Origin of the sequence: Rhizobium sp. PL01 (assembly GCF_033447125.1) — a bacterium.
Taxonomy (GTDB): Bacteria; Pseudomonadota; Alphaproteobacteria; order Rhizobiales; family Rhizobiaceae; genus Pararhizobium.
The window spans coordinates 145,620-170,060 of the sequence record NZ_JAWQUM010000007.1; the positions used below are offsets into that span (position 1 = coordinate 145,620).

The 24,441-nt window shown below is 58.0% G+C and carries 22 protein-coding genes and 5 pseudogenes; 19 read left to right on the forward strand and 8 right to left on the reverse strand.

Going from position 1 to position 24,441, the window contains the following annotated elements:
- Positions 1-96 precede the first annotated feature (96 nt).
- The 7 genes from R6X40_RS17735 (at position 97) to R6X40_RS17765 (ending at position 8,465) form a co-directional block, all read left to right on the forward strand.
- A complete protein-coding gene (locus R6X40_RS17735; RefSeq protein WP_318415130.1) occupies positions 97-1,617 on the forward strand; it encodes an amidohydrolase family protein in 1,521 nt (506 codons plus the stop codon).
- 257 nt (positions 1,618-1,874) lie between these two features.
- The gene (locus R6X40_RS17740) at positions 1,875-2,843 is read left to right on the forward strand and encodes an ABC transporter permease (RefSeq protein WP_318415132.1); all 969 of its coding nucleotides are present in this window, start codon (positions 1,875-1,877) and stop codon (positions 2,841-2,843) included.
- A gap of 17 nt (positions 2,844-2,860) precedes the next feature.
- The gene (locus tag R6X40_RS17745; RefSeq protein WP_318415134.1) at positions 2,861-3,811 is read left to right on the forward strand and encodes an ABC transporter permease; all 951 of its coding nucleotides are present in this window, start codon (positions 2,861-2,863) and stop codon (positions 3,809-3,811) included.
- Between the two features lie 5 nt (positions 3,812-3,816).
- Positions 3,817-5,010 carry an amidohydrolase family protein gene (locus tag R6X40_RS17750; protein WP_318415136.1) on the forward strand — a complete coding sequence of 398 codons (1,194 nt, stop codon included), beginning with the start codon at positions 3,817-3,819 and terminating at the stop codon, positions 5,008-5,010.
- Positions 5,010-6,503 carry an amidohydrolase family protein gene (locus tag R6X40_RS17755; protein WP_318415137.1) on the forward strand — a complete coding sequence of 498 codons (1,494 nt, stop codon included), beginning with the start codon at positions 5,010-5,012 and terminating at the stop codon, positions 6,501-6,503. Before R6X40_RS17750 ends, R6X40_RS17755 begins: the two co-directional genes overlap by 1 nt.
- On the forward strand, positions 6,496-7,479 hold the full coding sequence (locus R6X40_RS17760) for an ABC transporter ATP-binding protein (protein WP_318415139.1): 984 nt from the start codon (positions 6,496-6,498) through the stop codon (positions 7,477-7,479). The genes R6X40_RS17755 and R6X40_RS17760 overlap by 8 nt, the downstream gene beginning before the upstream one ends.
- On the forward strand, positions 7,476-8,465 hold the full coding sequence (locus R6X40_RS17765) for an oligopeptide/dipeptide ABC transporter ATP-binding protein (protein WP_318415140.1): 990 nt from the start codon (positions 7,476-7,478) through the stop codon (positions 8,463-8,465). The genes R6X40_RS17760 and R6X40_RS17765 overlap by 4 nt, the downstream gene beginning before the upstream one ends.
- 9 nt (positions 8,466-8,474) lie before the next feature.
- Here R6X40_RS17765 and R6X40_RS17770 read toward each other — a convergent pair whose 3' ends face one another.
- Positions 8,475-9,152: a GntR family transcriptional regulator gene (locus tag R6X40_RS17770; RefSeq protein ID WP_318415141.1), complete on the reverse strand. Its 678-nt coding sequence runs from the start codon at positions 9,150-9,152 to the stop codon at positions 8,475-8,477.
- Between the two features lie 131 nt (positions 9,153-9,283).
- Here R6X40_RS17770 and R6X40_RS17775 point away from each other — a divergent pair, with 131 nt between their 5' ends.
- The 5 genes and pseudogenes from R6X40_RS17775 to tnpC form a co-directional block, all read left to right on the forward strand.
- Entirely contained in the window at positions 9,284-9,913 is a 630-nt protein-coding gene (locus R6X40_RS17775; RefSeq protein ID WP_318415142.1) for a flavin reductase family protein, read from the forward strand.
- A gap of 23 nt (positions 9,914-9,936) precedes the next feature.
- On the forward strand, positions 9,937-10,659 hold the full coding sequence (locus tag R6X40_RS17780) for an aspartate/glutamate racemase family protein (protein WP_318415143.1): 723 nt from the start codon (positions 9,937-9,939) through the stop codon (positions 10,657-10,659).
- A 710-nt stretch (positions 10,660-11,369) separates the two neighbouring features.
- Positions 11,370-11,822 (forward strand): IS66-like element accessory protein TnpA, encoded by a 453-nt coding sequence (gene tnpA, locus R6X40_RS17785; protein ID WP_318415144.1) that lies wholly within the window; start codon positions 11,370-11,372, stop codon positions 11,820-11,822.
- On the forward strand, positions 11,819-12,166 hold the full coding sequence (tnpB, locus tag R6X40_RS17790) for an IS66 family insertion sequence element accessory protein TnpB (RefSeq protein ID WP_318415145.1): 348 nt from the start codon (positions 11,819-11,821) through the stop codon (positions 12,164-12,166). The genes tnpA and tnpB overlap by 4 nt, the downstream gene beginning before the upstream one ends.
- A 71-nt stretch (positions 12,167-12,237) precedes the next feature.
- Positions 12,238-13,584: pseudogene (gene tnpC / locus R6X40_RS17795) on the forward strand (IS66 family transposase); the annotation flags it as partial.
- A gap of 27 nt (positions 13,585-13,611) precedes the next feature.
- On the opposite strand, the pseudogene R6X40_RS17800 reads toward tnpC, so the two are convergent.
- The 3 genes and pseudogenes from R6X40_RS17800 to R6X40_RS17810 form a co-directional block, all read right to left on the reverse strand.
- Positions 13,612-15,336 (reverse strand): annotated as a pseudogene (locus R6X40_RS17800) (recombinase family protein).
- A complete protein-coding gene (locus tag R6X40_RS17805) occupies positions 15,323-15,502 on the reverse strand; it encodes a hypothetical protein (RefSeq protein ID WP_318415146.1) in 180 nt (59 codons plus the stop codon). The pseudogene R6X40_RS17800 and the gene R6X40_RS17805 overlap by 14 nt, the downstream one beginning before the upstream one ends.
- A 617-nt stretch (positions 15,503-16,119) precedes the next feature.
- The gene (locus tag R6X40_RS17810) at positions 16,120-17,241 is read right to left on the reverse strand and encodes an IS110 family transposase (protein WP_318415147.1); all 1,122 of its coding nucleotides are present in this window, start codon (positions 17,239-17,241) and stop codon (positions 16,120-16,122) included.
- Between the two features lie 76 nt (positions 17,242-17,317).
- Between R6X40_RS17810 and R6X40_RS17815 the strand changes: the two are divergent.
- A pseudogene (locus R6X40_RS17815) lies at positions 17,318-17,542 on the forward strand (transposase domain-containing protein); the annotation flags it as partial.
- A gap of 63 nt (positions 17,543-17,605) precedes the next feature.
- Complete coding sequence (locus R6X40_RS17820; protein WP_318415148.1) at positions 17,606-18,040, forward strand: hypothetical protein; 435 nt, start codon at positions 17,606-17,608, stop codon at positions 18,038-18,040.
- Positions 18,041-18,325: 285 nt separating this feature from the next.
- Here R6X40_RS17820 and rfbA read toward each other — a convergent pair whose 3' ends face one another.
- The 4 genes from rfbA to rfbC form a co-directional block, all read right to left on the reverse strand.
- Positions 18,326-19,198 (reverse strand): glucose-1-phosphate thymidylyltransferase RfbA, encoded by an 873-nt coding sequence (gene rfbA, locus R6X40_RS17825; protein WP_318415149.1) that lies wholly within the window; start codon positions 19,196-19,198, stop codon positions 18,326-18,328.
- Between the two features lie 34 nt (positions 19,199-19,232).
- Positions 19,233-20,117 (reverse strand): dTDP-4-dehydrorhamnose reductase, encoded by an 885-nt coding sequence (gene rfbD / locus R6X40_RS17830; protein ID WP_318415302.1) that lies wholly within the window; start codon positions 20,115-20,117, stop codon positions 19,233-19,235.
- Positions 20,118-20,125: 8 nt separating this feature from the next.
- Positions 20,126-21,193, reverse strand: coding sequence for a dTDP-glucose 4,6-dehydratase (rfbB, locus tag R6X40_RS17835; RefSeq protein ID WP_318415150.1), 1,068 nt, complete (start codon positions 21,191-21,193; stop codon positions 20,126-20,128).
- A gap of 63 nt (positions 21,194-21,256) precedes the next feature.
- Entirely contained in the window at positions 21,257-21,820 is a 564-nt protein-coding gene (gene rfbC, locus R6X40_RS17840; protein WP_318415151.1) for a dTDP-4-dehydrorhamnose 3,5-epimerase, read from the reverse strand.
- Between the two features lie 100 nt (positions 21,821-21,920).
- Between rfbC and R6X40_RS17845 the strand changes: the two are divergent.
- From R6X40_RS17845 to R6X40_RS31630, 5 genes and pseudogenes are all read left to right on the forward strand, one after another.
- Positions 21,921-22,387: pseudogene (locus R6X40_RS17845) on the forward strand (IS701 family transposase); the annotation flags it as partial.
- Positions 22,387-22,560: pseudogene (locus tag R6X40_RS17850) on the forward strand (IS630 family transposase); the annotation flags it as partial. The pseudogenes R6X40_RS17845 and R6X40_RS17850, both read left to right, overlap by 1 nt.
- 44 nt (positions 22,561-22,604) lie before the next feature.
- Positions 22,605-23,657: a polysaccharide pyruvyl transferase family protein gene (locus R6X40_RS17855; protein ID WP_412178405.1), complete on the forward strand. Its 1,053-nt coding sequence runs from the start codon at positions 22,605-22,607 to the stop codon at positions 23,655-23,657.
- 283 nt (positions 23,658-23,940) lie between these two features.
- Positions 23,941-24,150 carry a transposase gene (locus R6X40_RS31625; protein ID WP_412178406.1) on the forward strand — a complete coding sequence of 70 codons (210 nt, stop codon included), beginning with the start codon at positions 23,941-23,943 and terminating at the stop codon, positions 24,148-24,150.
- Positions 24,089-24,409 (forward strand): transposase, encoded by a 321-nt coding sequence (locus tag R6X40_RS31630; RefSeq protein WP_412178412.1) that lies wholly within the window; start codon positions 24,089-24,091, stop codon positions 24,407-24,409. The genes R6X40_RS31625 and R6X40_RS31630 overlap by 62 nt, the downstream gene beginning before the upstream one ends.
- Positions 24,410-24,441 lie beyond the last annotated feature (32 nt).

Here is a 24,441-nt window from a genome sequence, read left to right on the forward strand (position 1 = left end):
CCAAAGACCAGTTTGACAGGAAAAGAGCGTTTCATGGCCCCATGAGGCGCTCTTTTTATTTGAACCACACTCTCTTTAGTCGCTTCAGGACATGCCATGACATCCGATCCCCTACACACGCTGACGCTTGGCCGACGGCCGGCGGGCCGCACCCTCTTGACCGCAGACTGGGTTCTCGCCTGGCGTAACGGGACCCATCATCTCGTGCCGCGTGGCGAGATCGTCATGGAAGATGGTGCCGTCATTTTCGCTGGCCGCACATTTCCTGGCGAGGTGGCCCGCCGGATCGATTTCGGTACTGCCCTTATCAGCCCCGGCCTGGTCGATCTCGATGCACTCTCGGATCTCGACACCTATACCCTGGTTCATGACAACCAGCCTGGATGGGCGAGGGGGCGCATCTGGCCCCGGTCCTATGTCGAGCGCGGCCCTTATGAAATGTACAGTCAGCAAGAGCTTGCCTTCCAGAAGCGCTTCGCCTTCGGCCTTCTGCTTCTGAACGGCATCACCACCGCCGCACCGGTCGCCTCGCTCTATTACCGGGAATGGGGTGAGACGATCGCTGAATTTGAGGCGGCGGCGGATGCCGCTGGCGACCTTGGGCTTCGGGTTTTTCTCAGTCCGGCCTATCGCTCCGGCGGCATGATACTGGAGGCGCCGGGCAAGATGGTGCCTGTCTTCGATGAGGAGAAGGGACTGCAGGGTCTGCGCGACGCCGTTTCCTTCATCAAACATCAGCAAGGGCGTCACGGCGGCCTCGTCAATGGCTTGTTGACACCGGACCGGGTGGAGACATGCACGCTGGAACTGCTGAAGCAGACCATGGCGGCCGCCAGCGATCTGGATTGCCGGGCACGGCTGCATATGGCGCAGGGACCTCTCGAACTCGAGACCATGCAACGGCTGCACGGTGCAACAGGCCCGCAATGGATGGCGAACCACGGGCTTTTGAGCGAGCGGTTGATCGCGCCACACGCCACCTACGCGAGCAGGCGGGATCTAGAGCTGTACGCGGCCAACGGCGTGTCCATCGCCCATTCGCCACTGGTGTCGGCACGGATGGGCAGCATGCTCCATTCCTTTGCTGCCTGCCGTGAGCTCGGCATCACCATCGGCATGGCGACGGATACCGCGCCGCCCGACATGCTGATGAACCTTCTCATGGGCCTCGTCGCGTGCCGCATCAGTGAAAAGAGGTCCGATGCCGTGCTGTCCGCCGATCTGTTCGATGCAGCGACGGTCGGCGGCGCCAAGGCACTCGGCCGAACGGATATCGGCAGGCTTTCTGCCGGCGCGCGCGCCGATATTGCCGTCTTCCGGCTCGACGACCCGCATATGACGCCCAGCATCGATCCGATTACGACGCTGGTGCTCGGCGGTTCCGGCAAGGTGACCCAGGCAGTCTTTGTTGACGGTAGGCTCTCCATGCTCGACGGAAAGCTGGCCGGTTTCGATATGCACGATGCCCGCAAGCAAGCTCAGATCCAGTTCGAAGGCCTCATGGCCAAATATCCCGATCGCAGCTGGGAGCATCCGCCGCTGCAGGCATTGTTTTCCCCAAGCTATCCGTTGTTGGCAGAAGGGAGCGATAAGAATGTTGAGGAAACGGCGTCATAATTAGGGTAAATTGTCTACAATTACGTTGACAACTTTCGAAACCTTGTCTTAATGGGGTACGACGAGAACAGGGGAGGTTGTGCGTGAGGAGCGTACGTCTCGTGGTGGTGCTGAGATCGTGTGCTGTCTGTAAAGGACAGGTCACTCAAAGGCGCCTTCGTATTTGCCGACAAACGGTCATCCCTGCCTCTGAACGTCATTGATCGAACCGTCCCGGCAAGGTCTGCCGTGGGCCGGAGCGAAGCGGAGAGGCCATCATGTTAGTCTTCATCATCAAGCGCCTCGGAAATGCAGTCCTGGTGATGCTGTCCGTCGCCTTGCTCGCCTTTCTGATCTTCCGGCTCGCCGGCGATCCGGTCGAGCTGATGGTTGGCGAGCAGACGTCTCAAGCCGACCGGGCGGCTCTTCGCGAACGCCTTGGCCTGAACGATAGTCTGCCAACGCAATATGTCCGTTTCGTCACCAACGCGGTGCAGGGCGATTTCGGCGTCTCTTACCGCAATGGCCAAAAAGTTCTGCCCGTGATTGCCGAGCGGTTCCCGGCGACACTGGAACTGGTTCTGGTTGCGACCGTGCTTTCCTTGCTGTTCGGTCTTCCCTTGGGCATCCTGACCGCGATCAAGCGCGGCAAATGGTACACGGAAAGTCTGCAATTCCTGTCCATTGTCGGGGTATCCCTGCCGAGCTTCGTCGTCGGCATCCTCCTTATCCTCGTTTTCTCGGTGATACTGGGCTGGGCGCCCGCGTTTGGGCGCGGCGAAGTGGTGCAAATCGGATGGTGGTCCACGGGTTTCCTGACCTCATCTGGACTGGCGGCACTGATTTTGCCCTCGATCGCCCTGTCGCTCTATCAGATCACCCTGGTGATGCGGCTGGTGCGGGCGGAAATGCTCGAAGTGCTGCGCTCCGACTATGTTAAATTTGCCCGGGCACGCGGCATCCCGCGCTGGCGCATCTACTTCCGCCATGCGCTGCGCAACTGTCTCATGCCGGTCGTCACCATGACAGCCATGAATGTCGGCGCGCTGATTGCCTTCGCGCTGATCACCGAGACGGTCTTCCAATGGCCGGGCATGGGCATGCTCTTCATCCAGGCCGTGACCTTTCTCGATATCCCGGTCATGGCAGCTTACCTCTGCATTATTTCCTTCATCTTTGTTGTCCTCAACATGCTGGTTGATATCGCCTACGCGGTGATTGATCCCCGCCTGCGCAACGCACGTTAAGAAACGGGGCCGGTTCGATGACCACTGAACTTCCGCACATGGCCAAGGCCGCTCGTCCCTCGCTTTACAAGCGCATCCGCAACAGCGATCTCTGTTGGTCCTTCAGCCAGAGCAGATCAGCGCAGATCAGCGCCATTTTGCTGGCGATCCTCATCCTGACAGCAATCTTTGCACCGCTGATCGCGCCGCAAAATCCCTATGACGGCGCGCTCCTCGACATGTGGAAGGCCGAGCTACCGCCGATCTGGCAGGACGGCGGCGAGTGGCCTTATTTGCTGGGCACCGACACGCAAGGCCGCGACATGCTCTCGGCCATCCTCTACGGTACGCGCATTTCAATCGTCATCGGCATCGCGTCGGTGGCATTATCCCTGGTCATCGGTTTGACCGCTGGTCTGATTGCCGGATATTTTGGCGGGTTCATCGACAATCTTTTGATGCGCATTGGCGACATCATGCTCTCTATTCCGACGATCCTCGTTGCGATCCTCGTTTCAACCGTCGTGCGCCAGATGTTGCCTGAGAGCCTCCGCGAAATCGGTGCATCGGCCGTCCTTGTCCTTGCCATCGCTCTTTCGGCATGGGTGCAATATGCCCGCACCGTGCGGGCCCAGGCGATCGTCGAGAGCGGCAAGGACTATGTGCAGGCGGCCAAACTCATTGGCGTACCATCCCGGCGTATCATGGCCCACCATATTCTACCCAATACGCTGACACCGATCATGGTTGCTGCCACACTCAATTTTGGCATGGCTATTTTGACGGAGGCGACGCTGTCGTTCCTTGGGATCGGCATGCCACCAAGCCAGCCGTCACTGGGAACGCTGATCCGCATCGGCAATCAGTTCCTGTTTTCCGGTTCCTGGTGGATCGTCCTGTTCCCCGTCGTTCAGCTCTGCCTGCTGGTCGTCACCGTCAATGTGCTCGGCGACTGGCTGCGCGATGCGCTCAATCCGAAACTGAGGTAAGTTCCATGCACGATCTTTTGCTCCGCAATGTCAGGCCAATGGCTGGCGAAAACTGCGATATCCTGATCAAGGATGGGAAGATTGCCGGTTTCGGAACGTTTGAGCCCGAGCCTGGCATGGCCGTCGAAGACGGCGGCGGCGCCATTGCGGTGCCCGGTCTGATCGATGCCCATACCCATCTCGACAAGACCACCTGGGGCATGCCCTGGCATGTCAATAACCGCGCCGCAATCCTGCGCGGACGGATCGATTTCGAACGTGAAAACCGGCTTGAGCTCGGCATGGATCCGCATCGTCAATCGATGCGCCATGCCATCGGGCTTGCCGCCAACGGCGGCACGCATATCCGCAGCCATGTCGATATCGACCCCACACATGGGCTTTCGCTTGTCGAAGGCGTCTGGGAAACCCGCGAAAAACTGAAGGGCATCATCGATATCGAGATCGTCGCCTTTCCGCAGTCCGGCGTGATGGTCATGCCGGGAACCGTGGAATTGCTGGATGAAGCCCTGCGCCAGGGCTGTGAAGTGCTTGGTGGTATCGATCCCTGCGGTATTGACCGTGACCCGAAGGGTCAGCTCGACATCCTGTTTGCTCTCGCCATCAAGCATGGCGTTCCCATCGACATCCATTTGCATGAGGCCGCAGATCTCGGTGCCTTCACCATGGAGCTGATTTTCGAGCGCATTCGCGCCAACGGCATGGAAGGCAAGGTTGCGATCAGCCACGCCTTCGCCCTCGGCATGAATGACTATCTGCGGGTCGGCAAGCTGATCGAGCAAATTGCCCGCCTCGATGTCGCCATTCTGACGACCGGAGCACCATCGGCCAACGTTCCGTCGATCATGCGGCTGAAGGAAGCCGGCGTGCGGGTGGGCGGCGGCTGTGACGGTATCCGCGATACCTGGGGTCCATGGGGTCAGCCGGATATGCTGGACCGTGCAAAGGTGATCGGCATGAAAAACGGGCTGCGGTCGGATATCGAGCTCGCTCACGTCCTGCATGTCGTGTCCCAAGGCGGCGCCGATGTGATGCGTCTGGAAAACTACGGTCTTGAGGTCGGATGCGATGCCGACCTGACGCTGCTTGCCGGCGAGACGCTCGCCCATGCGGTGGTTGATATCACACCGCGGCCGCTTGTCCTGAAGGCAGGCCAAGTCACCGCCCGCCAGGGCAAAGCCGTGGTGGAGATGCCGTGATGAATGAAGCCTTCGCACCTCTCCCGCTTGGCCGCCGCCCCGAAGGCCGTACCCTCGTTACCGCAAGCTGGGTGGTTGGCCACAAGGATGGCAGTCACCGGCTTTTGCAGAACGGCGAGGTTGTCTTCGAGAACGGCGAAATCCTATTCGTCGGGCATCGGTTTTCAGGCGACGTGGCGCGCCGCATCGATTTCGGCAACGCCCTGATCAGTCCCGGCCTGATCGATCTCGATGCACTGTCCGATCTCGACACGACAATTCTGGGTATCGACAATCATCCCGGCTGGGCCAAGGGTCGCGTCTGGCCGCGCTCTTACGTCAAAGCAGGTCCCTATGAGATGTATAGCCAGGAAGAACTGGCTTTCCAGAAGCGCTTCGCCTTTGGCCAGCTCCTTTTGAACGGCATTACGACAGCGGCGCCCATCGCATCGCTGTTCTATCGCGAATGGGGCGAAACGGCCGCTGAATTCGATGCCGCTGCCGATGCCGCTGGCGAACTCGGCTTGCGGGTCTATCTGAGCCCCGCCTATCGCTCCGGTGGCATGGTTTTGGAAAAGCGCGGCGAGATCGTTCCCGTCTTCGACGAAGAGCGCGGCCTTCAAGGGCTTGCTGACGCCATCGCCTATATCGAGCGGCAGACCGGCCGCCATGGTGATCTCGTGCGCGGCGTGCTGGCGCCGGATCGGGTGGAGACATCGACGCTTCGGCTTTTGCAGCGCACCGACGCTGCGGCGCGCGATCTGGGTGTCAAGTTCCGCCTGCATATGGCGCAAGGCACCATGGAGGTTGATACGGTCCGCAAGCTGCACGGTTCGACCGCCCCAGTCTGGCTTGCCAAGGCAGGTCTACTCAGCGACCGGCTGATTGCGCCGCACGCCACCAATGCGACCGAGGAAGATCTGGCACTCTATGCCGCAAACGGAGTCTCGATCGTGCATTGCCCACTGGTCTCCAGCCGTGGCGGTAGTACGCTGAATTCCTTCTCCGCCTGCCGCAAGCGCGGCATCAACATCGCCATGGGCACCGACACGGCACCTGCTGACATGCTGATGAACCTGCTGGTCGGGCTCATCACGTGCCGCATCAACGACCGTGCACCGGACCAGGTGCGGTCGGCAGATCTCTTTGATGCCGCCACGCTCGGCGGTGCCCGAGCACTCGGACGCCCGGATCTCGGCCACCTTTCGCCGGGCGCCCGCGCCGACATCGCCGTCTTCGATCTCGACGATACCATCATGGCGCCGTCCATCGACCCCATCACCACGCTGGTGACCGGCGGTTCCGGCAAGGTTACCCGCGCCGTCTTCGTCGATGGCCGCGTCTCCATGCTCGACCGCAAGCTTGCCGGCATCGACATGGAAAAAGCCCGCGTACAGGCTCAGGCACAGTATGACCGGCTGATCGCCAAATATCCGGAACGAAGCTGGGCCAATGCGCCCGTTTCGGAAATCTTCTCGCCAAGCTATCCGATAGAGGTCGATGCCCATGGGTGAAGCAGAAAAAGCGGTCATCGATGTCCGCAATCTCAAGGTCGAGTTTCCCGGACGCCGGGGCACCGTGACGCCGCTTTCGGATATCAGCCTTTCCATCCAAGCCGGTGAAATCCTCGGCGTTGTCGGCGAATCCGGCGCTGGAAAATCGATGACGGGCCTCGCGATCCAGGGCCTGCTTGAGCGGCCGGGCCGCATCACCGGTGGAGAAATCTGGCTGGGCAACCGCCGGATAGACACGCTCGACGATCGCGCCATGGAGCAGATCAGAGGGCGCGAGATCGGCGCGATCTTCCAGGATCCGCTAACCTCGCTCAACCCACTGTTCACCGTCGGCTCGCAGCTGACGGAAACGATCCGTCTGCATCTGTCGCTGAGCAAGACAGAGGCGAGGGCGCGCGCTGTGCAGCTCTTGCGTGATGTCGGGATTCCCGCGCCTGAGGAACGGATTGATCATTACCCGCACCAGTTTTCGGGCGGTATGCGCCAGCGCGTCGTCATTGCGCTCGCACTCTCGGCTTCCCCCAAGTTGATCATCGCAGACGAGCCGACCACCGCGCTCGACGTATCGATCCAGGCGCAGATCATTTCGCTGCTTCGCCGGCTCTGCAAGGAAAAGCAGACGGCGGTCATGCTGGTAACCCATGACATGGGCGTGATTGCCGAGGCGGCGGACCGCGTCGCTGTCATGTATGCCGGTCGTCTCATCGAGATCGGCCCGGTGGAACAGGTACTGCATGCACCTCGCCACCCCTATACGCAGGGTTTGATGGCATCGATCCCGTCGCTCGGTGCGCGGGTGGAAAAACTCAACCAGATCGACGGCTCGATGCCACGTCTCGACGCTATTCCTACAGGTTGCGCCTTCAATCCGCGCTGTGTGTCTGCCGGCTCGCGCTGTCTGCGCGAAAGACCGGAACTTGTAACATTTGGCGACAGCGCCAATGCCTGCTGGCTCAACGCGGGAGGAACAGCATGACCGTATCTGCTCAGAAAAAGCCGGCCCTGACCGTCAAAGGTTTGGTCAAGACCTTTGACGTTTCGGCGCCATGGCTCAACCGGGTGATTGAGCGCAAGCCGCGCCAGTTCGTACAAGCGGTCAACGATATCGACTTCACCGTGCCCGCAGGCGGCTGCCTGAGCATCGTCGGTGAAAGTGGCTGCGGCAAATCCACGGTGGCCCGGCTTGTCACGGGACTGCACCGGGCGAGCGCCGGAGAGATCAGGTTTGCTCCGGGAAGGGCAGGGGCGCCGCTTTCCGCCCAGATGATCTTCCAGGATCCCTACGCCTCGCTCAATCCGCGCTGGCGCGTGAAGAACATCATCGCCGAGCCCTTGCGCGAGCTGAAACTACGCGACACCGCTGCCGAAGTTATCGAACGTGTCGAGGAGCTTCTGTTGACCGTCGGGCTTTCAGCCTCGGATGGAGAGAAATTTCCGCACGAGTTTTCCGGCGGTCAGCGCCAGCGCATCTCGATTGCACGCGCGCTGGCCAGCGAGCCGGAATTCCTCGTCTGCGACGAGCCGACCTCGGCGCTCGATGTTTCGGTTCAGGCGCAGGTTCTCAACCTCATGCGGCGGCTACAAGATGAATTGGGCTTGACGTACCTATTTATCAGCCACGACATGAGCGTGGTGCGCCATATGTCGGATCGCATCGCGGTCATGTATCTGGGGCGCATCGTCGAAGAGGGCGATACCGAAGAGCTTTTTGCCCGCCCGCGTCACCCCTATACGCAGCTTCTCTTGCAGACTATTCCCAATATCGCTGCGCCGCGCCGTGAAAGAGAACTGGCAACAGGCGAAGTCCCAAGCCCGCTCAAGCCGCCGTCCGGATGCACTTTTCACCCACGCTGCCCGCTTGCAACCGCACGCTGTTCGGCTGAGGTGCCGGCTGTCCGCGCACTCGCAAACGGCACGCGCGTCGCCTGCCATCTGGCGGTCGACGAACCGGTGAGCGCTTAAGTCTGTGGCTCAGCTCAGAGCTGCGCGCAAATCGTGGGAAAGGTCGCGGATTTCGGTGAGATCGAGTTCGGATTCCACATGGTCGAGATGATGGGCCATCAGGTGGGTGGCCTTCTCGACATTGTTGCTGGCGATCGCATCGACGATTTCAGCGTGCTCGTCCGGTCCGCAGTTGAAACGGTTGGTGTTGCGGTAAACGGCAGTGATCAGCGACGAGCGAGAGATCAAATCCCGCATGGTGGTGAACAGGAAGTCGGAGCCAACGGTTTCGGCAAGCAACAGGTGAAATCCGCCGGAGAGTTTGATGATATCGGTGGTAATATCCTGGGCGTTGGCGATGCGCTCCTTGGCGACATGATCGCGCAGGCGTTTCAGGTTGGGCTTGGAGACCGACACGCACAGCCGCTCGATGACGCAGCGCTCCACCGTCCTTCGTACAAAGAAGACGTCGCGCGCTTCCTCGACCGAAGGCTTGCAAATGAAAGCGCCGCGATTGGGAATGATAGTCACAAGCCCATCACGCTCAAGAACCGTCAGTGCTTGGCGGATTCGGGCCCGGCTGACATTGAAGATTGTTGCCAGCTGTTCTTCCTTGAGCTGGACTCCTGGACGAAGTCTGCGCTCTGCGATGGACAACCAGACTTTCTCGACAATTTGCTGTGTAGAAGGGCCGCTTTGTTCGGTCATCAAATTCACTCCCCATTGGGGTTAGACAAGCGTGAAACGGTGGAAAAAGTCAACCGTAACAACACGATTTTGATTGCAGGATTGTAGACAATATGAAATGATATTGTAGATTATTAAACTGGAGCGGCGCAATGGAATTCGACTTTACCCAGCTTGATCCGCAAAGCCGCTACAGACTGTTGACGAACTTCATCGGACCGCGCCCGATCGCCCTGGTGACGACACGTTCGCAGGCCGGCCACAACAACGCGGCGCCGATGAGCTTCTTCAACGTCTTTTCGCACGATCCGGCGATCGTGGTGCTTGGCATTCAGCCGCGCCTGAACGGCGAAGAGAAAGACACAATGGTGAATATTCGCCGCACGCAGGAATTTACCATCAACATGGTCGACATGCCGCTTTCGCAGCAGATGCTGGTTTGCGGTCTCGGTTTTGAGAGCGAGGTGGATGAGCTCTCCATGGCCGGCCTTACCGCCGCTGCCTGCACCAACATCGATGCAGCCTATGCCGCGGAATCGCCCTGCGTTTTCGAGTGCCGGGTAGAGCGCCTCATCGATTATCCGCGCCGCACGCTCGTTCTCGGCGAAGTCGTCCATATGCACGTCAAGCGCGAGTGCCTGGATGCTGACGGACATTACGTCGATCCCGAGCAGTATCAGCCGATCGCCCGGCTGCATGCCGATAACTACATCACCTCGGACCGTCAGTTCGTTTTGAAGGCTCCGCCCATTGCCGATTTCATCAAGCCGCAGGGCGATTGAGGGACGCTGAAAGGTTCCATTCCATGCACATCCGTCTCATCAATCCCAATTCCACCGCATCCATGACCGCCCACGCGCTGGCAAGCGCCTTGCGCGTCAAGCAAAGGGATACCGAACTCTCGGCCGTCAATCCGCTTGGCACGCCTGTCAGCATCGAAGGCGGCGCTGACGAAGCCCTGGCCGTGCCCGGCATGCTGGACGAAATCCGCAAGGGCGAACGTCTGGGGATCGATGCCTATGTGGTCGCCTGTTTCGACGATCCGGGGCTGCATGCTGCCCGCGAAGTGGCCCGTGGGCCGGTCATTGGTATCTGCCAGGCGGCCGTGCAGGTCGCCATGACGATCAGCCGCCGATTCTCGATCGTCACCACGCTACCGCGCTCCGTCCCCATCATCGAGGATCTGGTCAGCAACTATGGCGCGGAACGCCATTGCCGCCATGTCCGCGCCATCAACCTTCCCGTTCTCGGGCTGGAAGAGGATCCGGCCGAGGCGGAACGGCTGCTGATCCGCGAGATCGAGGCGGCCAAGCGCGAAGACCGGGCAGAGGCCATCATCCTCGGTTGCGCCGGCATGTCCACCCTCTGTGACCGGCTGCGTGAGGCAACCGGTGTACCGGTGATCGATGGGGTGACAGCGGCAATCAAGCTTGCTGAGGCACTGGTTGGCGCTGGCTATATCACTTCAAAGGTGAACACCTATGACTATCCTCGTGTGAAGGACGCCAAAGTCGCGGCTTGCGCTTGAGCGCGGGCTATCCAGTAGTCACCGATGAACGGCAAGGAACGGAACGTGCCGCTTCAAACAAACGGGAACCTTGCAAAACGGTTTCCTTCTTCTTTCTGGAGCATCATTGAAAATGAAACGCCGGAGGTACCTCGGGAGCTTGAAACGGCAGCGTCGCATTGAGTTCTTCGGCGTGGAAGCACCGTCACGTTCCCTCCGCCGCGGACTGAGCGAAACCGCGCAACACTACAAACGCCCTCTTTCCGCTGAGCTTGCGTGATGTGCAAGATCTGTTGACCGAGCACGGTATGGGCGCTTCGTTCCAAACTGTTGCGCAATAGGCTGCGACTTTCGGCCGGGCCACCCTTGCTCCATCCGGAGGCGTTTCCCGGGACGTTTTCGGGCGTCCTTCGCCAAAGTCAGCTTGGATTATTTGCGATCGGTCTGAAAAGAAATCCAGATAAATCCTAAAATCTTATGGCCGCTCTGTAAGCCGCACAACCCGAGCCATCATGTCAGCCATCGACCTTCGGCCAGGTCAGTGACCATGATCCAAATCAGTGACCTTGTTATTCTGCCGGCAGGCCTCCGATATCCTCGACGCGTAGACACGTCATGGCTCTCACACGTGCTCGTTAATCAGTAAGCGCCGTCTCCGCCCCATTGGATTGGGTGTATTTTGAGGCTTGCTGCGTATGCGAGAAGGTTTCCAGTTTTATCTGGAGATTTGCATGGCAGATGATGGATTTGTTGGTCGCTACGAAGTTGTCGAGCCGCGCCGCGGAAACCGGCGTTGGCCGGATGATGTGAAGGCGCGGATCGTTGCGGAAAGCTTTGAGCCTGGTGTTCGCGTTGTTGATGTCGCGCGCCGTCACGGCGTTATAGCAAACCAGCTTTCCGATTGGCGACGTCAAGTGCGCGACGGCATTCTGGTGCTGCCGTTTGCGGCGGCAACGACGCCGTCGGAGCACGATGGTGTCGAGCCGTCATTCGTGCCGCTGGCAATCGCTGCGGAGCCGCCTGAGCCTATCAATCGTTTGCCGCTGCCGAAGCTGGCCTCCGACGGGCCGAGGGTGCAGGTTTTGACGTTGCAGATTGGCTCAGACGTTGTGATGCGGGTTCCTAATGATGTGCCCGTTGAACGGGTCGCCGCTCTGGTTCGCGCTGTGCGAGGAGCGTCATGATCGTCGCGGGCCAACGACTGCCGATCCTGATCGCAACCCGTCCGGTTGACTTCCGTTGTGGGCATCAGGCGCTGGCTTTGATGGTGCAGACCGAGTTGAAGCTGGACCCGCATTCCGGGGTGACGGTGATCTTCCGGTCCAAACGCGGGGATCGTCTGAAGATCCTGGTGTGGGATGGCACCGGAATGGCGCTAATCTACAAGGTTCTTGAGCGCGGATACTTTCCCTGGCCGACGGCGAAAGAAGGCGTTGCGCACCTGACGCAGGCGCAGCTTTCGATGCTCGTGGAAGGGATCGACTGGCGCCGGCCGGCGTGGACTTCGGCTCCGTCGAGAACGGGCTAAAACGCTTATTTTGCAGGGAAATCCGGGCAAAATACTGGCTTTTTTGGCGCAAATCGGCTACGTTTACGGGCATGGAAACAACGCCTCTGCACAGTCAGGACGAGCTATCTGTTTTGCGCGCACTCGTCGCGGAACAGGCGGCGAAACTTGAGAGCCAGGAAGCCGAAGTCATCAAGCGCGACTCCATTATCGGGCTTCTTCGCGCGCAACTGGAGCTGCTCCGACATCGGCAGCATGGCGCCTCTTCGGAAAAGATCGACCGGAAGATAGAGCAGTTCGAGTTGATGCTGGAGGAGATCGAGGCCTCCCGTGCCGAGGCTGAACTGCGCTCCGGGAAAACTCCTCTGCCGGAGTTGGACGACACATCCGAGAAGCCGAAGCGCAAGCCATTGCCCGATGGTCTTCCAACTGAAGAGCTGATCTACGCCGCGCCCTGCAATTGCCCGACCTGCGGTGGCACCTCGTTCCTGAAGGCAGCCGACAGGGTGGTCCAGGTGCTGGAGCACGTGCCGGCGTCGGTGAAGATTGTCCGCCATGTCGAAAAGCGCATGATCTGCAGGGACTGCGATACAACGGTTGCAGGCGAAATGCCGACCCTGCCGATCGAGCGCGGCAAACCCGGGCCGGGATTGCTGGCCCATATCATGATCGCCAAGTTCGACGATCACATCCCCCTCTACCGCCTGTCCGAGATGTACGACCGGCTAGGGATAGATATCTCCCGATCCGTGATGGCCGACTGGGTCGGCCGCGTGTCCGTTCTGCTGGCGCCGCTCGTCTTCATGATCAGGGCTCATATTGCGGCGCTGGACCGAATACATACGGACGATACCCCGGTCGATGTTCTCGACCCGGGGCGAGGAAAGACAAAAACCGGGCGGGTCTGGGTCTATGTCTTCGATGGCAGCGGCTATCAAGATCCAACCCCGAGGGCCATCGCCTATTACTATAGCCCTGACCGGAAGGGTGCGCATCCGGCCGACCATCTCGCTGACTTCAGCGGCGTGATGCACGCGGATGGCTATGGTGGTTACAAGAAGCTCTACGGCAACCAGATCGTCGAGGCCGCCTGCATGGCGCATGTGCGCCGCAAGTTCCATGATGTGATCAAGCTGAAGCCATCTCCAATCGCCGACGAAGCGCTGTCGCGCATCGGTGCGCTCTACGATATTGAGGATCGCATCCGCGGCATGCCGGCTGACCAGCGGCGTACACTGCGCCAGGATCACGCCAAGCCCATTCTGTCGGACCTGAAGGGCTGGATCGAAGATACGCTTTCGACGCTGCCACAGAAGCAGAAGTTGGCCGAAGCGATGCGATATGCCCTCTCGCGGTGGGCAGCCCTGAGCGTTTACATCAACGATGGCCGTGTCGAAATCGATAACAATATCGCTGAGCGTGCCATGCGTCCCCTGGGCGGACCTGTGTCATTGTGCACTCCTTCTTTAAGTGTCTGTAAACATTGGAAGCGTCTCCGTGTCGACGATGCGACACGGGCGACACTTGCGGGGTATCGCGGCTTGAACCGTCGCAGAAGCCAGGTCGCTGCTCCGGATTTGATACGGCGCGCCGGGAACCACCTGCTCAGCAGACAGCACGTTTGTCTTGATCAGGTGGCGTATCCGATGATTAGTCACGCCCAAGGCAGCCGCAGCCTCTGTCATGGTTAGCCAGTCGCCGTCCTTGTCTGCTGATTTGTAAGCGTGGATTGCGCGCACACGCCTTACAGAAGAGACGCGGTGTGCGGTCCAGGTTTTTCCTTGTCCCGTAGGCATGCCCATTCGATTGAGCGACGCGGCGATATGTTCATCGGACCAGCGACCAGCCATGCTGCGCATCACTGCCAGGGCATCCTCCGTGGTGGCACAGCCGTGCTCTCCGCTCTGAGGTTTGCGCACTCGCAGCTCCGAATGCTGCCCTCCCTTCCAGTGGATCGTCAGCACCACGTCACGAACAGCATCGTCGACATCGACGACAATGTCGGCAATCAAGGTACGGAGCAATCCCTGGCGCACGCGCATGGTCACATCGGGCGAATCCCAGGCAGCCTGTAGATTATCGGCTAGGTTCGTGAAGGTGCCTGGGTCGACCTCGATGATCGAGGGAGTGTCGGCAGGCTTGCGCACTTCCAGATCCCGCACGCGGCGTAGCGCAGTCTCCCAATTCTTCTCGAGCTGCGCAGCAATCAGACGGTTGTCGGGATCGCATGCCGCGTAGCGACGTTCAGCCAGGCTGGCCTCGTAGCGAGCCTGTTGTAGCTCGAGGTCGTGAATGTGGCGCTGGTCTTCTTGCCGATCCTGGTGCATCCGCTCTGCTTCAAAGGTCGCTTCGATCGCTAACGGTTCTACAGCGCGCAACAACTCGCGCGCAACAGCCGCATCGACTTTCAGGCCGCCGAACGTCATGCACCGAGGCAAGCCCATCATCAGATTCTGCTTGTAGCAGCGATAGACAGGACTGTGTGGATTGCCTGTATAGGCAACACTCAGCCGCTGCCCACACCGTCCGCAGGTCAGGAGACCTGACAACAGCGCTTTGCCACCGCGGCTCGATTTAGTTCCGCCCGAACGGCCGTAATTGTTGAGCGCCAGTTGCTGTTGGTTACGCTCGTACTCATCCCAGGTGATGTAACCTTCGTGATGGTCCCTGATCATCACCTCCCATGTACCAACCGGCTTGCCATGCCCATAGCTGCGACGTGCTCGTCCATCAACGATGGCAGTCCGTTTCTCACTCTTCCCATAGACGTAGACGCCGGCGTAGAAGGGGTTTTTGAGGATGCCGATTACGTTGCGATAACGGACCGGTGTCCAGACGAAGTTGGTCATGCGCCCTTCATCCGATGGCCGTGGGAAGTAAATTTGTCTTTTGTCATCGACAGCAGCACCTGACGCGCGCTTCCAAGCTCATGGAAGCGGGCGAAGATGGATCGGATCACGTCTTGCAGACGCAGATCGGGGTCCAGTCCAAGCCCCGCATCCCGATGCCAAATGTAGCCGAACGGAACGGAAAGTCGCAATTCGCCGCGCCGCGCTTTCGATCTGGCGGCATCCAGATTGCCGTCGCTGGCCTTCCAGATTGGTCATAACCTGCGACTGCGTAGATTGCCGCACATAAACGATGGCTTTGCGCGCGAGCAGCGCTGTCGGAATCAAATCAGCGCTGGTCATCGTTGATCTCCTCGACGACCAGACCGGCTGCCTGCATTAACAGGCAAGCCAGAGTTGATACCGCCTTCTTGCGATCCTTGTCGCTCAGTCCGTCGAGCGTCCGGGGTTTGAATATCAGGTCGAGCTGCCGGGCTGACGCCGGCACCAGCGTATTGCGGGATCTCATCGTCTTCCTCCTGAGTGATTCTACGTCCACCCCGGAAGAGTGCAGGCTTGTCGGTGCTGGTGACCAGCCTGTTCAGTTCGACCAAGGCCGCAAGATCGACACGCGCAAGACCCATGGTCATGCCGCCGCACACCACAGGATCAACCATCCACCCCGAAATCGAGACCACGACACCTGCAGGTCCCAAAACTTTTAGAAATAACCCTGTCGCTCGCTGCTCGACGCGACGAATACAAACCTTCTGGCCGTAATAAGGATGCCAGCGATAATGAACCTCGACTTCATAGCCGACATGGGCAGAATGAACGGATGATGGCTATCGGCCGTAAGAACTCTTATGACCATTATCAAGGTTTGAGGCGCACTTTAAAACACCACCTGCGTGGCAGGCAGCGTTTAGCATGGTGTCACGGTCGGGATGGGTCAGAGCGCCGGGAATACTCGACGGTTGCTCAAACTCTTGTCCTGGGATTGGCTACCCAATGGTGACGATGCGTCGGAAGGCTGCCTCGATCTGGCTGCGGACATAGGATAAACCCGTCCAAATTTTTGCCCGAGGATTCCTTCTCCGCTCCCGACGCCCTGACCATTCCCGATCGTTGATTGTGGTTCAGCTTTCAAGCAGCAGGTGACGTCGTCTCGCTTTCAGATATGCGGGCAACGTCCCATAGGAACCCGACAAGCTCGCGAGCGACCGCGGTTATGGCCACGTTGCTCTTCTTACCTGATCCGACTAATTTGCGGTATCGAGAACTCAGCCGCACCTGGGCTTTCCAGGCGATGTCATTAATGGCCTGCGGCACGTCCGGGCGTCGCTTATGCATCCAGTTCCCAACCTTGGCCTGAACGCGGTAGGACCATGCAGCTTCAAAGAGCAAGGCGCGAAGGGCGGAGTTTCCTGCTTTCGTTATACCCCGTGGTCGAACTGAAGTCCCGCTTGAGTGCTCTCCGGGGACCAGTCCGAGGTATGCCATGAGCTTTCGTGGACTGTCGAAGCGAGAGAATATTCCGACCTCGGCGACCAGCGTTGCGGCAATGACCAGGCCTATGCCTTTGAAGGCCTGCAGATTAATCACCGTACGTGCCAGGGACCATGTTTGAGAAATGACAGCGATTTGATCCTCCAGCTCCTTTTTGCGGGCTTCGGCCTGTTCCAGTCGGTTCAGATAGCTTTGAAACGCGATCTGCTGCGCATGATGTTGGAAATGTCGGTTGCGTAGCCAGGTTCTGTGCCTCGAGGTCCATGACTTGGCGGAATACCGAAGGTCATGCTTTAACAAAAACAGTTGGATCAATGTTCGTGCTTTCCGCGCATCGTGAGACGCGACAGACCGGGCTCGCACTAGGTCACGCATCGCCTCGTGCACGACATCAGGAACCCAAACGAAAGTAAGTTCTCCGGCGCGCAACAGCCTTGCAAGCATCACGGCGTCGCGAGTGTCGTTCTTCTGCCGATTGCCCGGTCGGACAGGGGTATGGCTTGGCGCCACTACCCGGCAAACAAACCCCGACGCTTCAATTTGCCGAAAGACGTTGTATCCACACGGCCCTGCCTCGTAAACAAACTCTACCCGTCCGTGCCTGCTCGAAAGCTTCTTCACAAGTTTGGAGATCGCGTCTGGCTCATTCGGAATGGCTCCGAAGAGACGGACCTCACCAGAACGGCCAGCGTCTGCAATGGCAACGGAGATCGAGTCTTTGTGGACGTCCAACCCAATATATGCATCGTAGTCAGTCATGACGAATCCATCCTCCTATCGGCCGAAATGGCACCAGGCTATGCTGCGCTCAACGAACGACATGGCAAGGAGGAATGGTCATAGCATCTGGCTCTTCGCCGGCTCGGACAAGGGTGGCGACCGCATCGCCAATATCCTGACCATCATCGAAACGGTCAAGCTACATGGCCACAATCCGGAAGTCTATCTGACCGACGTCATGACCCGGATCCAGGATCACCCCAACGATCGCCTTGAAGAGCTGCTGCCGTGGCGGTGGGCGCTGGCAAAAATCCCGCAGGTGGTCATCCGCCAAGCCTAATCTACGCGCCCACTTCAGTAAAAAATGACTTCGCCGTACGCTTACCTTCGAAAGGTGAGGGGCGTGAATTTCAGGATCCGCATGGGCTGCCCGGATCATGGAGGATCCGACCGCTGCGTGGGACGAGATGATCGATATTGCACGATCCTTGGTCAGGCCGCCCAGACCGTAGGCAGCAGTGCATGCCGTGAGGGTTTAAAACCCTGTGTAGCGGCGATACGTGTCAAGCAAAAATCCGGGGCCATTCAAACGCTATTCAGACACAGGGAGACAATGGTGTCGCGTAATTCATTCCGCTTCAAGAGACGGCAACACATTGGGCCTCGATGCGCCGACACGGCCAATGCGGCCGATGATGCAATCGTTGACCAAGCGCTCGCGCTCTATGGCAGTGCAGCCGCCACCGCGATCGCCTACTGCGCGATCGACGCCTGGTTCGAGGATGAAAAGGACGAGTTCAATCGCTTCGCCGCAATGTTCCGCAGGCTCAGAAACTAGAACGCACCAAACCGCCTCCTGTTGGGTGAGCGCCCGTTATCTAAAACGATCGCTGGTTAGGTAGCAGAGACCGCCGGTAGCAAGCGCACTCATATGCCCTCGTTGGTGGGAAAACAGAAAGCAAATTCGGGCGCAGTTGGTCCCGATTGCCGTCGTACCGGCGTCGGCAGGGCTGATCCAAGTAATCTTAAAACGGAAAACTGGCGGCTTGGGCCAGAGGTTGCTGCCTAGATCGATCGGATCAAGGATGTTGCCAGGATGACAGACGTTGGAGCGTGCAGATGGTTACCGACCTGTAAGCACTTGTTCGAGAAGATACTTGCCGTACTGGCTCTTGCCGAGCTTCTTGCCAAGCACTTCGAGCTGGACCGCGTCGATAAAGCCCTGATTGAAGGCAATCTCCTCCGGGCAGGCAATCTTGAAGCCTTGGCGACGCTCAAGCGTCGCCACGAACTCGCCGGCTTCTAGCAGACTGTCTGGAGTGCCGGTGTCTAGCCAAGCATAGCCACGGCCCATTAGCTCAACATTCAGCTTTTTCCGGTCGAGATAGATACGGTTGACATCAGTGATCTCAAGTTCGCCGCGGGCCGAAGGCATGAGATTAGCTGCGATATCAACAACGCTTGAATCGTAGAAGTACAAACCTGTGACCGCCCAGTTCGAGCGCGGCGCAGCTGGCTTTTCCTCAATCGAGATCGCCTTCATCGTGTCGTCGAACTCAACGACGCCGTAACGTTCGGGATCGCTGACGTGGTAGGCGAACACGGTCGCGCCATCAACGTTCTCGCTGGCTCGATGGAACATGTCCGTAATGCCATGGCCGTAGAAAATATTGTCACCGAGAACCAGGCAGGACGCATCGGATCCGACGAAATCGGCGCCGATAATATAGGCTTGCGCGAGACCATCCGGGGAAGGCTGCTCCTTATAACTAAGGTTAATACCCCACTGCGTGCCGTCGCCCATCAGGCGCTGGAAATTCGGCAGGTCCTGTGGCGTCGATATGATCAGTATATCTCGAATGCCCGCGAGCATCAGCGTCGACAGCGGGTAATAGATCATCGGCTTATCGTAGACCGGCATCAACTGCTTCGAGGTCACTAATGTCATCGGGTGCAGGCGGGTGCCGCTGCCGCCGGCAAGGATAATGCCCTTCATATGATACAACCTCCAAAACAGTCGTCTGTAATAGTCAAAGCGATAGCGAGCGGGTCACTGTTTCGCGTGTTGAAACAGCCCAGTCGATTTTTGAAACACCATGAATAACCTGCAGCTTGTCGCAATTCAATTTGGAATTGGTGGGGCGGGTGGCGGGCGTCGGATAGGCACTGGTCGGGATACGATTGACCTGCGCGCGGGGGCCACCGAGATCCTTTGACTGGCGAAAGATTTCTTCTGCAAAATCCGCCCAACTGGCTCTGCCGTCATTGGTAAAATGGAACACTCCCCGCAAGGACGCATCGTCACTCGAAAGCAGATTACGCGCCACAGTGATGATGGCATCCGCGATGTCGAGCGCCGAGGTCGGCGTGCCGTACTGATCGGCAACAACGCCCAATGTATCGCGTGTTTCCGCCAGTTGCAGCATGGTCTTTACGAAATTCTTGCCGAACGGGCTGTGAACCCAGGCCGTTCGCAGGATGACATGGTTGGGCGTCGCCTGAGCCACCGCGCGTTCGCCAGCCAGTTTTGATCGCCCGTAGGCGCCCAGCGGCGACACGGCGTCGGTTTCTACATAGGCATCCGGCTTGCTGCCGTCGAACACATAATCCGTGGAAACTTGAACGATCGGCACATTCAGGAGCGCCGCGACACGCGCAAGTTCGCCTGCGGCCTTTCCGTTGACGAGCGTTGCCAGATCCTCGTCCGTTTCGGCCTTATCCACCGCCGTATAGGCCGCGGCGTTGACGATTACATCGGGCTTGATATTGCGGACGGCGGCTTCGATCGTCTCCGGCACGCTCAGATCTAGGGCCGGACGTCCGGTTGCAACAATTTCGATGTCTTCCTGAAGCGCTCCGCGCTCGAGCAGCGACCGTACAAGTTGCCCCTCATTGCCCGTTACCAGCAGCCGCAAACGTTTCGTCATGACGCAGCCTTCGGTGCCGCTGCCAACAGGCCGAGACGGGAACCGTCATAGCCGTCGCGCAACGGTTCCCACCACCAGCGATTGTCGAGATACCATTTGACTGTTTTTTCGATTCCGCTGTCGAAGTCTTCCTCTGCCTTCCAGCCCAGTTCGGTTTCCAGACGCGTCGCATCGATCGCATAGCGTGCATCGTGGCCCGGTCGGTCGGTGACATAGGTGATCAGTTGATTGTGAGGCGCGCCTTCGGGATGATGAATGTCCATCAGCGCGCATATTTTCTCGACAACATCGATATTCCGGCGCTCGTTGCGGCCGCCGACATTGTAGGTCTCGCCGACTTTACCGCTTTCCGCAATCAGATCGAGGGCGCGGGCATGATCCTCGACATAGAGCCAGTCGCGGATATTGGCGCCAGTGCCATAGACCGGCAACGGCTTACCCGACACCGCATTGAGGATGATCAGGGGAATGAGCTTTTCCGGAAAATGGAACGGCCCATAATTGTTGGAACAATTGGAAACGACCACCGGCAGGCCGTAGGTCCGCATCCAGGCTTTCGCCAGATGATCGGAGGCGGCCTTGGACGAGGAATAGGGCGAACTGGGATCATAAGGCGTTGTTTCGGTAAAAAGGCCGTCATCGCCGAGTGAACCGTAGACTTCGTCGGTAGAGACATGCAGAAAGCGAAAAGTCTCCTTGACGTCGCCTTGGAGCGACTGCCAGTACGCCCGCGCGCATTCCAGCATATTGAATGTTCCCATGACATTCGTCTGCACGAAATCGGCGGCGCCGGTGATCGAGCGATCAACATGGCTTTCGGCGGCCAGATGCATGACGCGATCGGGACGGAAGGTTTCGAAGGCTTCCGTGATCGCCTGCTTGTCGCAGATATCGGCTTTAAGGAAGGTGTGACCGCTTTTGTTGTCGAGGATCGACAGAGAGGTCATCGTCCCTGCATAGGTCAGTTTGTCGACGGTCAGAACATCATAGCCCTTGACCAGAACCAGATGCCGAACCACCGCCGACCCGATAAAGCCAGCTCCCCCAGTGACAATCACACGCATTAAAATCACTCGCTCTTAAAGAATGAATAGAACCAGGGCAGATACCCCTTACTCGGTTCAACATTATTGCTCGTAAACAAACCCGACTTCCAGATCGGCCAAAACGGGCTGTACCGTGTCTTTGACAGACAGCACGGCCTTGTTCACGTCGACCGGCCAGTCGATAGCAAGCACCGGATCGTTCCAGAGAAGGCCGCGATCGTGCTCTGGGCTATAGTAGTCGGTCACCTTGTAGCTGACCTCTGTGCAAGGCGCCAAAGTGCAAAAGCCATGGGCGAACCCGGGCGGCACCCAGAGCTGATGACCGTTCTCGCTCGTCAGTTCGGCAGAGACGTACTGGCCGTACGTGGGCGAACCGGTCCTTATATCGACGGCGACATCGAGGATAGAACCCGCAATGCAGCGCACGAGTTTCCCCTGCGCGCGTGGTGCCAACTGAAAGTGCAGACCGCGTACCGTACCGACCTCGGCCGATAGAGATTGATTGTCCTGAACGAACGCAAAATCGCCCACCTCCTCCTCGAACAGCGATTCCCGGAACGTTTCCATGAAGTACCCTCGGGCATCACCGTACTTCTTCGGCTTTATGAGGACGACGCACGGAATGGCAAGTTTTTCAAAAAACAAACGATCAAACCTTCTTAAGGGTAACCTTGGAATTCCGACGACTGATACACGCTTGGGTTCAAGGGTTCAATGGTAAGCGCATGGGCTACTGTCCCCGAACGTCTATCCCTATGATGTCGGATTGATCTTTCCCGTCTCGGATCATGGCCGTCCGCGCAAGAATCAGATCCCGGACACCCTTTCAGTCGCCGCAGAGAAGGACATGACTTCTTCACGTCGGAAGAGAGTAAGTTGTAGTCGCGGCACAAAAGGCCAGGCCGGCCGGCGGCACGCTTTGCCGCACCGCGCATCCTGATTGCCGACGGTACGCCGCAGTACATTCTCAATAAGGGAAAGCAACACATGCCGGGCGAGCAGGCCTTGGTTGGCGAGTGGCGCGCGAACGACGAGCACAAATACTATCTGTGCAATTTGCCAGCTATGCGACATTGAAAATGTTGGCGGCCGCCATCAAGGCGAGATGTTTGCGAGCAGGCGCATCAACAGATGAAAGAGGTACTCGCCCTCGACCACTTCGGAGGCCGATCATGGCAAGGACTTCATCCGCACGCCCTGATGACGATGATCGTCGTCGGCTGAAGAACGGTGTCTTTCATTCGGTCGTTGATCTTCAGGCAGCCATCAACCGCTTTATCAAGGAGCACAACGAAGAGCCAAAGCCGTTTATCTGGAAAGCAGACCCTGACGACATCACCGCAGCCGTCAAACGTGGTCGCCAAGTGTTGGAATCAAACCACTAGATGCTATATACGCTTATCTTTAAGTGCCGGGATCAAACGAGGCCATGACATCAGTGAGAGACAGACCATTGCATATTCTCGTCAGTAGCACCCGCCAATGGAACCCAGGAGACGAATTTATTGACTTGGGCGTCAGAAATATCCTCGCGCCATACCTAACTAGGAACGATAGTTGGCATCTTTGGAACAGGAATCCAGATTTGTCTGTACATCCTGACACCAACTGGCATTTCAGAGATGGTTTGGTTTCGAATGGCGTAATGCGACCTCTCCGTCAGTTGGTGGATATCGTTGTTTTTTCAGGAGGCCCAGAGTGGCTTGGACCTCGATGCGAACTGATCTATGAGTTTCTTGACCAGAACCCGGACGTTCCCACACTTCTGATCGGCATAGGCAGCGCTGCTCCGCTGAATGACATGCGCGATGTCGAGAAGCGCGTGCTCTCCCGAGAGAACACCTTAGTCATCACCCGCAGTCGAGAACTCGCGCTGCAAATTATTCACATTCTTGGGTTTCATAAATCTTCGTGGCTGCCGTGTCCTGCGGTTCTCTCAAGCGAGGCGATGCACCCTATGTCGAAAACCGCGAAGATAGCCGCGATACTTCAAATTCCTTATGGCCCGCAATCTATTCCCGAAGGCCATTTTTCCGAAATCCGTAACGCTCTAGACACTTGCAGCGCAGATATTGATATTATCGCCTTCCATGAAGTCGAGTGCGAATTTCTGGCTTCGACCTTTCCAGATAGAACGCTTAGGTATTCGGAAAAATCAAACGAGTATACGTCATGGTTTGGCCAATATGGCGCAGTAGTGTCCACGAGGCTGCACGGGGCCTTGGCCGCAATGAGTACCGGCGTGTGGTCGTGTATATTTCACAGAGACGATTTTCGAGTCAACTCAACTGCCGACCTGGTCTCGCCAGTTCCGATCCTTGAGCCAATTTCCGCAATCGATCGCGCGTTAATGGCTACTCGTCGGTCAGAAGCGAATAGATTAGAAATCTCATCGTTTAAACAGGAGACGATACGTCGATACCGAGACAAGCTGGATCCTTTCATGGCGTCATGTTTCAGAATGCCTCCGGATCTGCGATGAGGAAAGCCTTGGCGCATGATGTCGATCGTATACAGCAAATGGGCCAGTGAATTCTAGTCATCGAACATTGGTATTAGCACTACTGTGGCAGACTGGAGCAAGGCAGTTTTGAGATGATTTGTGCTCTCTTCGTTTGGGGGCGCAATATGGTAAATTGGTATACCGAGCTTTCAGCTTTTTTGCAGCCATTTGTGGACAAGCTCGGACACGAGAAGCGACGACAGATGTGTCCTTTTTTCGTATCCGGGCTCATCAGTCCCGGTGACGGAAAGAGTATTGACCGGTGGAAGAAAAGTTTGCTTCAGGCCAGTACGACCGCCTCCACCATTTCATTTCCGACGGTCTTTGGGATGCTGTTCCTCTTGAGACCGAGCTTGCTATCCAGGCGGACAGGATCGTTGGCGCATCCGTTGCATTTCTGGTGATCGATGATGCCAGCCTGCACAAGAGGGGCGACCACTCCGTCTGGGCGCGCGCCGCAATACGCTTCTAAGCTGGGAAAGAGAGAAAAATGTCAGACGCTGTTTACGGTGACGCTTGCGCCAGACGAGTTTCCTGTTCTGTTTGGCTTGCGTCTGATTTTGCCCGAGAGCGGGACCAGGGAGACGGAACAGCTGATAGAGGCCGGGGTTTCCGACGCCATGCGGACATTTCGCCGAAGCCGGAGATCGCCCTTGACGAGATTTCTCGTTGTTTTTTTATATCGCATCTTTTGCTTGATGAACCTTACAATTATTTTGCAGAATGGCTGAAATCGCGCTAGGTGACGACGATGAGAATCGAG